Below are 13,645 nucleotides of genomic sequence, written 5' to 3' on the forward strand. Positions count from 1 at the left end.
GTAAATTAACAGTTGGCTGTTTTCATTGTTTTAAACAGTGTCAGCGAACTATAAATTTATTGATTAGGAGAGAGTTATCCATGGAAGCACTAGAAAGAATCACTGAAAGAGTATGTCGCAACGGTCATCCAGATGACCCGGAGACACCAAGACCATTACTTTCAATTGATGAGTTTTTCGAGGGAAACGATGTAGTAGGAAGCATAGGATGCAATTTAATTGATATTCCGCATCCCAATGATTTTTTAAGAGTATTTAAGGCTATTATCCACCGACCTGATGTAAAGGATATTAGAATTCAAGTGTCTGCTTTTGATGATCCAGATTGGCCATTTTCGGATACAGTGTACATAATGACCTCTGCTTCTGAATCTGAGGTAGGTTTATGGTTCCCTGAACACTTAAAACCCGACGAAATTTGGGAGGGCTTTGTTAATCAAGATTACGAGGCTTATGAAATACCCGCTGAAACCCGACCAGTAGCAGTTTGGTGGGATTAATAAGCAATTTATCATGCATTGATTATGTGCTTAATTATTGGAGCGTAAGATCCCGTTGTATTACTTACAACCTAAATGGGTCGGTAACTGTCAAAAGGATATTCAAAATTAATAAGTTAATATTGATTTGTCTTATCTATGCTTTATCGGGGTGTGCTTCTTCTAATCTGGAACCTGTTCCAAAAGGCTGGGTTTTGCTTTCGTTCGATATTGATAGCAATGGAAATCCTATTAATATCAAAGTTCTTGAGTCAAATCCGTCTATCGTTTTTGATAAAGAAGCTGTTATTGCCTTGGAGAAATGGAAATTCAAACCTAAAGTTGTAAATGGTGTTCAAGTTGCTCAAAAGGAATTGCAAGTCAGGTTGGATTTTGAGTTGAATGACGAAAATTAATAATCCAATAAAAGCTCATATTACTCATTCTTTGTTTTAAACAATCACAATAGGCTAAAAGTGGGTGCTAACCTTGAATTGAAAAGGAATTATTTTATATTCGACGATACTCGTTTCAAGCATATAAATGGAACACCATTTTGAAACTAGCTAACCTGTCGGGTTAATTTTTAAATGAGACTATACATACTCAAATTTATAAAACTTGAATGCTTACCAACCATCCAAATATGTACCTATTTCTTTACCCTTTTCAATATCCTCTTTAGCTAAATAGCTGATACGACTTTGTTCATTTCGCATACTAAATCGATGAAATGAAATACATAAAAGCAAATACATCAACCAGAAAAATAACAGAAGCCCTGTGAATAATAAGGCTTTTTCAATGAGATCAAGTCCATCCCTAAAAAACACTATTGGAATACCGATTAATGCAACTAGCCAAGTGATATAAAAAAACGATGCTTTTGCTGCAGTCTTTATAATTGTCGAATTGTAGTATTTCAATGGCAGACCTTATGGTATTTCATAACATGTATATCTAAAGTTTGGCTGTTATCCTATCAACTCTCATCGAAGTTACAGTTCAGACTGTAATAGCCTACCTAACTCTTGCAGTATTCTGCTAGTAGTGAATTAACGTAATCTGCACCAAGCTCTTTTGCTTTTTTCCAATTCTGACAAGCGGCTTCTAAATCGCCTAAGGCTTTGAAGGAGTTTGCCATATTAGCGTAAGCGCGCTGCAATGTAATTTCATCCTTCGGGATAATTTCAATTACAGTACCATAATCAGCTATTGCCCCCAGATGATCGCCGTTGTCATCTTTTAACGCTCCTCTATTTAATAATGCGCTAGAAAAGTTTGGTGCTATCTCTATCGCTTTATCATAATCAATCATTGCAGCATTAGAAGCATATAATTCATTCTTTGCTATCGCTCTCGAATAAAGAGCGTCTACGTCTTTGCTATTCACTTTAAGTGTATTTGTCCATTGCGCAATGGCAGCAGAAAGATTGCCTTGATTATAGTAATCAAAACCTTTGTTAAAAAATTCGTCTGCTGTTGTTGCCTCAAATGGCGGAAAAAATTGATTGTTTTCATCGAATGGAGCTCCAAACCCATCAAATTTTGCATCAAACTCGTACCCTCTTTTGTACATATCTAATGTCCAATACACCAAGTTATCTGCGGTTACAGGGAAGGGACTCGTTTTTCCTGATAAATCCCATACACCATTTTCGGTCTTAACTGGCTCTAAAACTTTAAATCCGTAACTATTTTTCAGAAGTAAAGCCAAATTATTTAATTTGGCTTTACTGTCAGAAAGAAAATGAAAATCGAAAGCGAGCATTGAATACGGTGTTAAGCCATTCGACTCCATGCTGAAATAAACAGAATCTGCACTATTAATTTCATCGTTATAATTTTTAGAGAACTCCGCCCATGTGAAGTATGTGTTTTCCATTGCGATTCCTTTAAATGAAACTAGCGTTGCAACTAGAAAAATTGCCTTAAAATTCACAAAATCCCTGCATAATCATCTTTCATCTAAAATCTATCATCTTATATTCAATATCAAAATCCAAACAAAAAAGCGCGGCTTAACTAAGCCGCGCTTTTTGCTATCAACTCACAATTAAAGTGTGTAGCTAAAGGTTAATTTAGCATTACGCTCTTCTCCTGGCATACCGCCTAAGAACATTGCTTTTGAGTAATAAGTTTTGTTAAACAAGTTATTTAGGTTTAACTGTAGTTTCCAATCATCTGTTTGGTATTGAATTGCGGCGTCGTATACCGTGTAGCTTGGTACGTAGCCATCAGGAATACCAAACGAGGTTGAGTTAGTGCTGCGGTCATCAACATATTGCACGCCTGCGCTAATTGTCAGTGGTTCGGCTAAATCAAACCATTTAGCGTCATAGCTTAACCAGCTGCTTGCTGTTACATAAGGCACACCTTTTTGGCGAGTATCGAAAGATGATGAGTTAGGGTTTTTCTTATCGCGGGCGTCTTGATACACCGCGTTTACGTTAAGTTTCCACTGCTCGTTTAAATCGGCATTTAAATCAAGTTCAACACCTTTGGTTTGCTCTTCACCATCGTAAAAGCTTTTTGGTACTGAGGCATCAGATACACCGGCTTCGTAATCTGGGTTGGCATACTCAAGGTTTGTACGGGCACTATCAAATACCACAAGTGATGCTAGTAGTTGATCGTCAAAGGCTTTTACACGCATACCAATGTCGTTACTGACTGACTCGGCGTCATCGCGGTCAGCTTCGTTTCCCGATACACTACCAAGCACGCTGTAGGCTGTACGACCTTTAGAGTGGTTTACAAAGAACGAAATATCATCGCTCAGTTTGTAGGTTGCACCTAGGTTGTAGGTCATACCGCTGTCTGATGTATCTGCTTCTGGTGTTGGCTCGGCGGCACTTGCACGGTAGCGCGCATCAACACCAAAGTGTTCGTAGCTTTGTTTAATACGGTTAAAGGCAACGCCTACACGGGTTGTGAAAGTGTCGTCAATATAGGCAACATGTTGAATACCCACACCCCAAGCCTGAACCTTTTTGTTGTAATCGCTGGTTTTTAGCGGATCGTAATCAAAAAAGCTGCCTTCGCCCCAGTTCGGGTTACGAATATCAAAAATGTAAGGTAATTGACCTTGGTAAATAACCTCTCCATCTTTGTTTTTAATGACTTTGTCGGCATCGTAAATTGAGTATTGTTTAAAACGAATATCGCGGTCTTCGTAGTTGGCGTTTACAAGTAGTTCGTTATCGATTCCGGCAAAGCTAAAGTCATAACGCAAATCAGCAAAGTATTGCCATGATTTTTCGTCAGCTTCTACTTGGCGGTACTCTTGGCGACGAGCGGCAAATGGGTAAAGTACATCATCTACCACTAAAGGAGCGCGCGGGTCGGCATTGATCACGCCTCTGCGGTTCCAATAAACATAGTTATAAGCACCCGTTTGGCGGGCAAAGCTTGATTCGTAATTACGGTATTGTAGTTGCTGATTTAAAAATAAATTATCTGTAATAAAGTAATTATGAGTTAACTTAAAGCGTAGTTCTTCGCCTTCGTTATCATTCGCCATTGGCGAGATAATACCGTTATGGCCAAAGGTGTAAGGTGTTAAGCCATCATTTGCTGCCAGTGAATCTGCTAATTGCTGACGTTGCTGATCGGTTAGTTGCAGACCGTTTGCCGTTGCATCGTTAATTAAATCGGCAGCGGTTACTTCACCTGCGGTTTTACCATTCACTGAGTCGCTGTTAAAAATACGAATAGGGTGGCCAATTGAATCAACGGCAATGGCATCTTTGATATAAGCGGCAGAAATCATGATGTCTTGTTTGTCGCTTAATACATATTTTAACGCACCATAAATTTCATCTCGGTCGTCTTTTAAGTCGCGGTAACCATCGCTGCGAGCAGTTTTTGCATTTACGCGATAAGCAAGGTTGTCGGTTAATGCTGCTGTGCTATCAAAGCCTAATGAGTAGCTATCCCATTGACCAAGCTCAACATTAACAATGTGCTGCTCAGTAAATTGTGGTTTCTTTTCAATAAGGTTGATAACACCGCCTGCGCTACCCATACCATATAAGCCCGTTGCAGGGCCTTTAAGTACTTCTACAGATTCAACGTTGGTCATTGAGCGGGTTGGGTTAAAGGTGTTACCTAGGCCTGCACCGCCGTACATGCCATCGTATGTATAGTTTGCACCTAAACCGCGGATCACTAAGTTATCGCCAATACCGTAGTTATTACCGGCTTGGGTTACACCACTGATGTTACGTACTAAGTCTTGTAAGTTTGTTGCGCCTTGCGAGTTGATAAGCTCTTGATCAACAACTACAACCGGGGCTGGCGTTTCCATTAGGGTCATATTTGATTTAGTGGCAAGGCCAGATTCAAGTACTACACGGTTTTGTTTGTCGTAAACGGTAATACGCTCAACTGAATCTAAATCGTTGGCGGCTGCATTGAATGCGCTTAAGCAGGCTAGAGCTAAAATTGAGTATTTATATGTCGTCATTATAGGTAAATTGTCGAAATTTTTCGGCAATGATAATGCGAGCTATTTTCATTTCAAGTTTTATTTATCTGTTTTGGGTAATTTCTTTGTTTAGATACAAGTTGCTAACAACTGGTTTTATGGTTGGTAATTTTGTTTACGATATGGATACAAAGAAGGGTTGCTGACTTCACTAATGCAAAGCCAGCATAATAGCTTATTTAAAAACTTTACCGTCTTTCATAACAAATTGTACATCTTCAAGTACTGCAATGTTTTCAAGTGGGTTGCCTTTTACGGCAATTATATCGGCTAAGAAACCGCTTTTGATTTGGCCAAGTTGATCGTCAGCTTTAAGTAGTTTGGCACTATTGATGGTGGCAGACTGCAATGCTTGCAGCGGTGTCATACCAAACTCAACCATACGCGAAAACTGCTTTGCGTTATCGCCATGCGGGTAAATCGCTGCATCGGTACCAAATACCATGTTTACGCCTGCTTTTACTGCGCGGTTAAAGCTATCACGTTGTTTTTTAGATACTTGGCGTTCTTTATTGAGGTTTTCTTCTGCAACCCCGTTTTGTTCGCCAAAGGCAAGGGTGTACTCAGTGTTGTAAATATCCATTGAGAACCAAGTGCCGTGTTTTTTCGCAAGTTTAATGGCTTCGTCATCAACAAAACTAACGTGCTCAACACTGTCTACACCGGCAACAATGGCCGCTTTAATACCACTGGTACCGTGCGCATGGGCTGCAACGGTTAGGCCGCGTAAATGAGCTTCGTCAACAATGGCGTTCATTTCGTCTTGGCTATATTGTTGAATACCGACTTTTGTGCCTTTTGAAAAAACGCCGCCTGTTGCACAAAACTTAATGGCATTGGCACCGTACTTAATGTTTTCACGCACTTTAGCGCGCACAGCCCAAGGGCCATCAGCAACGCCTTCGGCGGTGTATTTCATTTCTGGTGGTAAACGGTTGTTATCGCAGTGACCGCCAGTAACACCTAAAGACGGGCCAGCCGCCCAAATACGTGGGCCAACAATATCGCCTGCGTTAATGCCATCGCGTACTGCAATCACGCTGTAGCCTTCTGCGCCTAAGTTACGCAGCGTTGTAAAACCTGCATACAGTGTTTTTTCGGCAAAGTGCGCCGCTTTAATTGCTTTGCGCGGAATCGATTGACCAATTCGCTCACTGCGTGGCACGGTAGGGTCGCTCGTTAAATGCACATGCATATCCATTAAACCTGGCACCAGAGTCAGCTCTGGTAATTGAATATGCTTATCGCCGTCTTTTAAGCTAGGCTGTTTATTACTTTGTACGGCTGTAATTTGACCGTTATCTATACTAACAAGTGGTGATTTAATCAGTTTACCTGAATTTACATCTACCATGGCTTTTGCCGATAAGTAGGTGGTTGCGTAGGTATTTAAAGAGGTTAGGCAAGCTAGGCCTAGGCTAATAGCAAGAGCTGTCTTTTTCATTTTTATTCAAAATTGGTAAGTCGAGCCGCCACTCTAGCAATCAGCTTACAAAGTGTAAATAGACTGCGATAAGTTGCAGCGATACTTGCTAAATAGGGAACTAAACCCTCATAATTTACGCGTACTTAATATAAGGGCAGGGAAAGAATGAAAAACGTAAAACTAGCACTACTTAGTTCAGCGGTGATGTTTGCATTACTTGGTTGTAATGAATCAACGCCAAGCAACGAAAAAACAACTCAGGCAGTAAGCAAACAAGCACCAAGCGCAACGTCAGCCACAGAGCAACTTGATATATTACTAGCAGACTACTTTGAAGCAGGCCTAAAGTTTAATCCAATTGGTGGTACTTACATTGGCCGTAGCGAATATAACGACCAATTTATTGCACCTATTAGTAAAGCAAACCGCGATGAGCAGCTTAATTTTGTTAAAGAATACAAAAACAAACTAGCAAATATCGACAAAGCGCAATTAACGGGTCAGTCATTATTGAGCTACGAAATTCTAGCCCGCGATTTAGACCTTGCGATTGAAGGCGCTCAATTTCCAAGTTACTTAATGCCGATTAACCAAATGGGCGGGGCGCACAATACTTTTGCTGCGCTAGGCTCTGGGCAAAGTGCACAACCTTTTAACACGGTTGAAGATTATCAAGCATTTGAAAAACGTGCTGATGGTTTCATCGCGTGGTTAGACAGTGTTGAGCAATCAATGCGCCAAGGCATGAAAGACAAAGTGGTTCTTCCTAAGCCGCTTGCTGAAAAACTATTACCGCAATTTCAAACTCATATTGTAGAAAAACCAGAAGAGTCACTATTCTGGGGGCCAATTGCTCAGTTACCTGAGTCTTTTAGCGACGAGCAAAAAGCACAGCTAACAAGCGCATACACGGCAATGATCAGCGAGCGTTTAGTGCCTGCGTATCAAAAAATGGCTGACTTTTTAGCGAATGAATACATTCCAAATGCCCGTGAAAGCATTGGTTACAGCGACCTGCCAAATGGTAAAGCATGGTATGAGTATCAAATTAAGCAGCATACAACGCTGAGCTTAAACGCCGATGAAATTCATGACATTGGCTTAAGCGAAGTGTCGCGTATTTTATCTGAGATGAAAAAAGTCAAAGAGACTGTCGGTTTTGAAGGCGATTTAAAAGCGTTTTTTGAACACCTAAGAACCTCAGATGAGTTTTACTACGATACGCCAGAAGAGTTAATTGCCGCGTACGAAGCTGTAAAAGAAAAGATTGATGCTAAGCTACCACAAATGTTCGATATTGCGCCAAAAGCGCCATACGTTGTAAAAGCAGTTGAAGATTTTCGCGCTGAATCAGCTGCGGGTGCATCTTACCAGTCGCCAGCACCAGATGGTTCGCGCCCGGGTATTTTCTATATCAATACCTTTAACCTAAAAGCACAGCCTAAGTATTTACTTGAAACCTTGTCTATTCACGAAGCCGCGCCGGGTCACCACTTTCAAATTGCCTTGCAACAAGAAATTGAAGGGTTACCACTATTCCGTAAATTCGGTGGCTACACGGTATTTGCAGAAGGTTGGGCATTGTATGCAGAAAGCTTAGGTAAAGAGCTGGGCTTATTTACCGACCCTTACATGTGGTACGGCCGTTTATCAGATGAGCAATTACGTGCAATGCGCTTAGTGCTTGATACTGGTTTCCACGCGAAAGGTTGGACACGTCAACAAGGTATTGATTACATGTTGGCTAACTCATCAATGGCAGAAAGCGACATTATCGCCGAAGTTGAGCGTTACATTGCATGGCCGGGCCAAGCGCTGTCGTACAAGTTAGGTCAGTTCAAAATTCAAGAATTACGTGACTACGCGAGCAAAGAGCTAGGCGATAAGTTCGACATAAAAGCTTTCCATACGCAAGTTCTGATTGATGGCGCATTACCTATGCCAATTCTTGAAGAGAAAATTAAGCGTTGGGTTAACGAGCAAAAGTAGTTCAAACACGCTAAACTTTGCGCGCATGCTGGCTTTACGCTAGAATGCGCGCTGTTTAGGGGCTTTGAGTAATACCATGTTAGAAGATCAATTTTGGCTTAAGCGCTCGCTTGAGCAAATGTCACAACCCGAATGGGAAGCCATTTGTGACGGCTGTGGTAAATGTTGTTTAAACACATTTATCGACAGTGAAGACGAAGATGAATTTACCGCAACGGATCAACTTCGCGAGGGTGAAGAACTCATTTTCACTAATATCGTTTGCCAATACCTAGACAACGACACCTGTGGGTGTAGCGAATATGCGAACCGCCAAACCTTGGTGCCTTCATGTGTAAAGCTCACTAAAGAAAACCTAAAAGATATCTTTTTTATGCCGCAAAGCTGTAGCTACCGTCGCCTTTACGAAGGCCGTGGCCTTGCGTCTTGGCACCCACTGTTGAACGGTGGCAGTAAAGATATGATGCATGAGCTGGGTATTTCTGTGCGTGACAAAACAGTGAAAGACTGTGATGTAGACCTTGATGACTTTGATCTTTATGTGGCCGATTGGCCAACCAGAGACATTGATTAATGAGCGCCCTTAAAGCAAGCATTGGCTTGTTAAACCCAAAAAGCCCAACCAATGTGGGTGGGGTATTACGTGCCGCGGGTTGTTACAATGCCAAGCAGGTTTTTTTTACTGGTAGCCGCTATTTACGCGCTAATAAGTATCACACCGATACCAAAAATGTGCTTGAGCATATTCCCCTAACACAAGTTGAAAGCCTTGAGCAAGCAAAGCCTGAAGGTGCCACAACGGTGGTGATTGAGCTTGTTGAAGGTGCAACGCCGCTGCCTGAATTTAAGCACCCTGAAAACGCATTTTATGTGTTTGGCCCTGAAGATGGCTCGGTCAGTAAAGACGTGCTGAAATGGTGTGATGAAGTGGTTTATGTACCAACTATAGGCTGTATGAACCTAGCCGCAACCTGCAATGTTGTGCTGTACGACCGACTTGCCAAACTCGGTGGTATTGAGAGTTCAAACGACACCATTTGTAATAGTCGAGACACTAACAACTCACTAAAATGGCAACAAAAAAAGAGCGCTAAATAGCGCTCTTTTTAGATTCAAACTCAAAATTACTTTTTAGTAATTTGTACGTTACTTTCAAGTCCAATGCCGTTGTCGGTAATGTCTGTGGCAAAATAAACACCCACAGGTTGGTCTCGTAGGGAATCAAGCTCAGCCATTTCTTCATCACTTAATTGACCCGTTGCCGCAATCGTATCAAGTAAAGGTAATAAGATTTTTTGTACGTCGAATGCCATGTTCACAAAGCCATTTTTAGTGACACTTTGCGACTCTAAAGTCTCGGCAATCTGCGCTGACTTATCACCCGTGAAAATCACAATATGATTGCCTTTTAGGGCCATTTTTATATCAAAGTTAAGTGGCACAGGCGATGGAATGTATTCATTGATCAGTACGGCATCACCATTGGCTGGTAGTTTTATGTTCGCAAGCGGCGGCACAAAACCTTGCGCAATTGAATACAAGCCATGGGCATCAGTCGCAGATAGGGTAACGATGGCATCAAGTTTGTCTATTTGTGGGCCATTGTAGTCATCGATTGTAAATGCAGCATCTTGAACGCTCACACTCATGCCTTGAACGCCATTTGCAAAGCCCGACATCATAGCAAGGCCAGCAGTGCTCACTTCTTGCATTTCATTTTGTAGTGCGACAATTGGGCCACAGTTAAACTCAGCTGACTTAATTGCACCGGTTAGTGTATTAGCCAGTGGCAGTACTTTTGCTACATCAATACCATAGGCAACACTCATCATTTGCCCGTCAAGTCCAGTGGTATGTTTTGGTACAAATCCACGCACGGCTTGTAGTGTATTAAGTAAGTCTTGATCTGTGCTTTGCAGTACTGCTTTTACGTCAAAATCGGCGTAGTCGGCGGTAATACGGGTTTTTGTTGTGCCAGATACTGTTGCAGGCCATTTAGCGGCAATAGCAGCAATATCATCTTGACACTCAGGTGTTGAAATCATTGCTAATGCGTTTGATTGCTGGGCTTTATCAAGTAGCTCTTTAAGCATCTGGTGTAAGCGAGAGTCTTCTTTGCCTGTTACAGCATTGGCGATACGTTGATGATCAACAAAGCCAACCGAGTTACCATCAAGTGAGAAAGTTTTAATAAGCTCAGGTAGTTTTTTAGTCTCAGCCAGTGATTGAGCCGGTTTTTCTACGCCAAGGGCAATACGTAAATCTTGATCGTTAGAAAGCGCAGTGGTTAGCGTGATGGTAGCCCAATTGTTGTGAGTTGATGCAATTAGGTTGAAGTTATCTAAGCCTTCAAGCTCAATGGTAAAGCGTGTGTAGCTTACGCCTTCAAGGCTTTCAGTTGTATAAGCAATACCGGCTTCATCAGCAGATTGTTTAATGCTATTGATAATGCTGCTTTGATCAGCGACCTGAAAACGCACAATCGGCATTAAACCTTGCGCGTACATCATGCCTTTGTAGTCATCACCAAAGCCCCAAATCGATTTGAAGGCATCGTAAGAGCTCAGTGATTGTTGGTATTTTTCCATCAGTGATGCAAGGAATAGGGCATTCTTATCATCAACTGTTTTAAGCTCAGCAATGATGGGCGTTAAATCGCTCGTGCCTTTCATTGCATCTGGCATAAGCGCAAAGTATTTACTGTACGGAAACGGTTTAAGCTGACCATAAAAAACCGCCGTATCGGCAGGTACGTATGCAAGCTCAGGTAAATCTACATCAACACTGGCTTTATTTTGTGAGTACAACAACGCACCTGCAACAATGGCAATCGCGCCCCCAGCAAGAAGCTTATTATTCATAGGATGAATTCCTTTTTCTTTAATTAGTTAAAAAACATACCATGAAATTTAAGCACTCTCCACTAGAGTGCTTAATAGATTTGTAAGCAATTATGAGCTGTTATAGAAGATCTTCGGCGCTAGGTAATGATGCAAATGCACCATAACGGCTTACTGCAAAAGCGCCGGCCTTCGCTGCGTAAGCAATGGTTTGTTCGATATTCGCTGGAGTTTGGCAAAACGCTTTAAAGCTTTGTTTGTTTTCACAGTGCTGACCAATCTTTGACAGCATACCGCCAATAAATGCATCGCCTGCGGCTGTGGTATCAACCACTTTTGTAGCTGGTGGGCTAACTTGGCCTTTAAAGTCTACGTGGTAAAAGCTGATTGCTTCGCCGCCATTGGTAACTAGCAAACAGGTTACACCGGCCTTTAAAATGGCATCGATAGTATGCTCAAGTGGCATTTCTTGATGGCTTTTTTGATTTAAAAACTCAAGCTCTTCAAATGAGAGTTTTACGATATCTGTAAGAGAAATAACGTGCCACATTCTATCAAGCGTATGGCGCATACTTGGCCATAGATTTTCGCGCAGATTCATATCAAAGCTACAAATTGCACCGGCTTTTTTGGCCTGAGTTAAACCATAAATTGTTGTTTGATAGATGTTGTGCTCAGTCAAACTGTTGCTGCATACATGCATGATGGCGTGATTTGCAAACATTGCATGGTCAAAATCGTCTACGCGATATAGTAAATCAGCAGCTGGTGGGCGATAAAAGCTAAACGAGCGCTCGCCACTGTCATCAAGTGATACAAACGCCAATGCTGTTTTAGCCGCATCGGTGAATGTACAGTACTGGGTGTTTACCGCATGCTGGTCAAGCTCTTGTTTAATAAAGTGACCAAACATATCATCGCCTAACATGCCGCAAAAACTGGTGTTTAGGCCTAGTTTTGCTGCTGCAACAGCCACATTGGCAGGTGCGCCACCTGCGTATTTGGTAAATGACTCTGGTTGTTTACCATCTGATAAAAAGTCGATTAATGCTTCGCCAAAACACACTAAACTCATTATGCATTCCTCAAGGTTAAGGTTCTTAATACTTCGTAGCAGGCACCCATAGTATGGTAATCGGTTTTACCTGCTGGCGATTTTTCGTCACTGTATGGTTGGTTTTGTGCTGATAAAATGCGATACCACGCACCATATTGGTGATCTACCATATGTTGCCAACTGTACTGCCAAATTTTTTCGTACCACTGCCAATAGCTTTCGTCATTTGTGGCATCAGCGAGTAGGGCTGCTGCGGCTAATGATTCGGCCTGCACCCAAAAGTATTTATCGCTATCACAGATTTGTTTATCTGGTGCAAAGCCATAGAAAATGCCCCCATGTTGCTGATCCCACGCGATGCTGAGTGTCTCATCAAACAGGCTTTTAGCGCGCTTTACCAGCCAAGGTTCATCAATATGGCGGTTTAAAATAAGTAACAGTTTTGCCCACTCAGTTTGATGACCTGGTTGAAATCCCCAAGGCCTAAATAAATGCTGCGGGTCATCTTTGTTGTAATCTAAATCGATTTGCCAATTTTTAGAGTAGTGCTCCCACACCAACTGCTGGCTGTGGGCTGCCAGTTTTACTGTAAAGGTTTCGGCAAGCTCTGTAGCACGTTTTAAATAACGGGTCTCGTTGGTTGCTTCAAAACACATAAGTAAGGCTTCGCATAAATGCATATTGGCATTTTGGCCGCGATAGTTATCTGCACAGCTAAAGTCGGTATTTTGCTCATCTAAATAGGCATTATGCTGTGGTTCAAAGTAGTGCTGCTCTAATAAATCCCAGACCTGCGAAATGGTATTTTTGCAGTCGTTCACCCCTGCTTTTAATGCAACCGCGTTTGCAAGCATTACAAAGGCAAGCCCGTAGCAATGGTTGGTGTCGTCTAAAACAGTGACTGCGCCGTTATCACCTTGCTCAATAAGCCAAGCATAACCACCAGATGCTTGTTTATGCGCATGTTCAAGGTGGGCTAAACCATGTTTAGTGAGGCTTAAATATTCTGGGTCTTTAAACTCGATATACGCCATAGCGTAATTAAACACAAAGCGGGTGCTCGACACTAAATGGCGAGTGTGTTTATCGTAAATCGCGCCATTATCTTTAAAGAACTGATAAAAGCCAGCTAAACCATGGGCTGAATGATCAACACAATGGGGGTGATAAAAAGCAAGGGTATCTTGGATATGCTGCTTAAGAAAATCAGGGCTTTTAAAGTCAACTTTGGCCATGGGTTATTAATAAATCTGAGTACATCTTGCAACTATAGCAGGAAATAAAAATATTGGAACGTTCCTAGTAAATCTTTGTGCTATTTTTACTTCAATGTGTAGAATCAAAGGTAACTTGTTAACGGAGTGA

At 41.8% G+C, this 13,645-nt stretch carries 12 protein-coding genes; 5 read left to right on the forward strand and 7 right to left on the reverse strand.

Annotated features, from left to right (window positions below; translation table 11 throughout):
• The first annotated feature begins 80 nt into the window (after nt 1-80).
• Together AUR67_RS21240 and AUR67_RS03890 are read left to right on the forward strand one after the other, a co-directional pair.
• Nucleotides 81-500 carry a hypothetical protein gene (locus tag AUR67_RS21240; protein ID WP_058584196.1) on the forward strand — a complete coding sequence of 140 codons (420 nt, stop codon included), beginning with the start codon at nt 81-83 and terminating at the stop codon, nt 498-500.
• A gap of 122 nt (nt 501-622) precedes the next feature.
• Nucleotides 623-895: an energy transducer TonB gene (locus AUR67_RS03890; protein WP_235591783.1), complete on the forward strand. Its 273-nt coding sequence runs from the start codon at nt 623-625 to the stop codon at nt 893-895.
• A 213-nt stretch (nt 896-1,108) separates the two neighbouring features.
• Here AUR67_RS03890 and AUR67_RS03895 read toward each other — a convergent pair whose 3' ends face one another.
• The 4 genes from AUR67_RS03895 to AUR67_RS03910 form a co-directional block, all read right to left on the reverse strand.
• Entirely contained in the window at nt 1,109-1,405 is a 297-nt protein-coding gene (locus AUR67_RS03895) for a hypothetical protein (protein WP_058584197.1), read from the reverse strand.
• A 98-nt stretch (nt 1,406-1,503) separates the two neighbouring features.
• Nucleotides 1,504-2,364, reverse strand: coding sequence for a tetratricopeptide repeat protein (locus AUR67_RS03900; protein WP_058584198.1), 861 nt, complete (start codon nt 2,362-2,364; stop codon nt 1,504-1,506).
• 171 nt (nt 2,365-2,535) lie between these two features.
• The gene (locus AUR67_RS03905) at nt 2,536-4,947 is read right to left on the reverse strand and encodes a TonB-dependent receptor (protein ID WP_058584199.1); all 2,412 of its coding nucleotides are present in this window, start codon (nt 4,945-4,947) and stop codon (nt 2,536-2,538) included.
• A gap of 196 nt (nt 4,948-5,143) precedes the next feature.
• Nucleotides 5,144-6,412, reverse strand: coding sequence for a metal-dependent hydrolase family protein (locus AUR67_RS03910; protein WP_058584200.1), 1,269 nt, complete (start codon nt 6,410-6,412; stop codon nt 5,144-5,146).
• A gap of 147 nt (nt 6,413-6,559) precedes the next feature.
• On the opposite strand from AUR67_RS03910, the gene AUR67_RS03915 reads away from it, so the two are divergent.
• From AUR67_RS03915 to AUR67_RS03925, 3 genes are all read left to right on the forward strand, one after another.
• Nucleotides 6,560-8,383 carry a DUF885 domain-containing protein gene (locus AUR67_RS03915; RefSeq protein ID WP_058584201.1) on the forward strand — a complete coding sequence of 608 codons (1,824 nt, stop codon included), beginning with the start codon at nt 6,560-6,562 and terminating at the stop codon, nt 8,381-8,383.
• 76 nt (nt 8,384-8,459) lie between these two features.
• Nucleotides 8,460-8,957 carry a YcgN family cysteine cluster protein gene (locus AUR67_RS03920; protein ID WP_058584202.1) on the forward strand — a complete coding sequence of 166 codons (498 nt, stop codon included), beginning with the start codon at nt 8,460-8,462 and terminating at the stop codon, nt 8,955-8,957.
• Complete coding sequence (locus AUR67_RS03925) at nt 8,957-9,481, forward strand: RNA methyltransferase (RefSeq protein WP_054552060.1); 525 nt, start codon at nt 8,957-8,959, stop codon at nt 9,479-9,481. Before AUR67_RS03920 ends, AUR67_RS03925 begins: the two co-directional genes overlap by 1 nt.
• Nucleotides 9,482-9,507: 26 nt before the next feature.
• Here AUR67_RS03925 and AUR67_RS03930 read toward each other — a convergent pair whose 3' ends face one another.
• From AUR67_RS03930 to AUR67_RS03940, 3 genes are all read right to left on the reverse strand, one after another.
• Nucleotides 9,508-11,244: a hypothetical protein gene (locus AUR67_RS03930; RefSeq protein ID WP_058584203.1), complete on the reverse strand. Its 1,737-nt coding sequence runs from the start codon at nt 11,242-11,244 to the stop codon at nt 9,508-9,510.
• Nucleotides 11,245-11,344: 100 nt separating this feature from the next.
• Complete coding sequence (locus AUR67_RS03935; RefSeq protein ID WP_058584204.1) at nt 11,345-12,298, reverse strand: carbohydrate kinase family protein; 954 nt, start codon at nt 12,296-12,298, stop codon at nt 11,345-11,347.
• A complete protein-coding gene (locus tag AUR67_RS03940) occupies nt 12,298-13,515 on the reverse strand; it encodes an AGE family epimerase/isomerase (RefSeq protein WP_058584205.1) in 1,218 nt (405 codons plus the stop codon). Before AUR67_RS03940 ends, AUR67_RS03935 begins: the two co-directional genes overlap by 1 nt.
• Nucleotides 13,516-13,645: the final 130 nt, after the last annotated feature.

The sequence above is a fragment of the Pseudoalteromonas sp. XI10 genome (assembly GCF_001469895.1).
Lineage (GTDB): Bacteria > Pseudomonadota > Gammaproteobacteria > Enterobacterales > Alteromonadaceae > Pseudoalteromonas.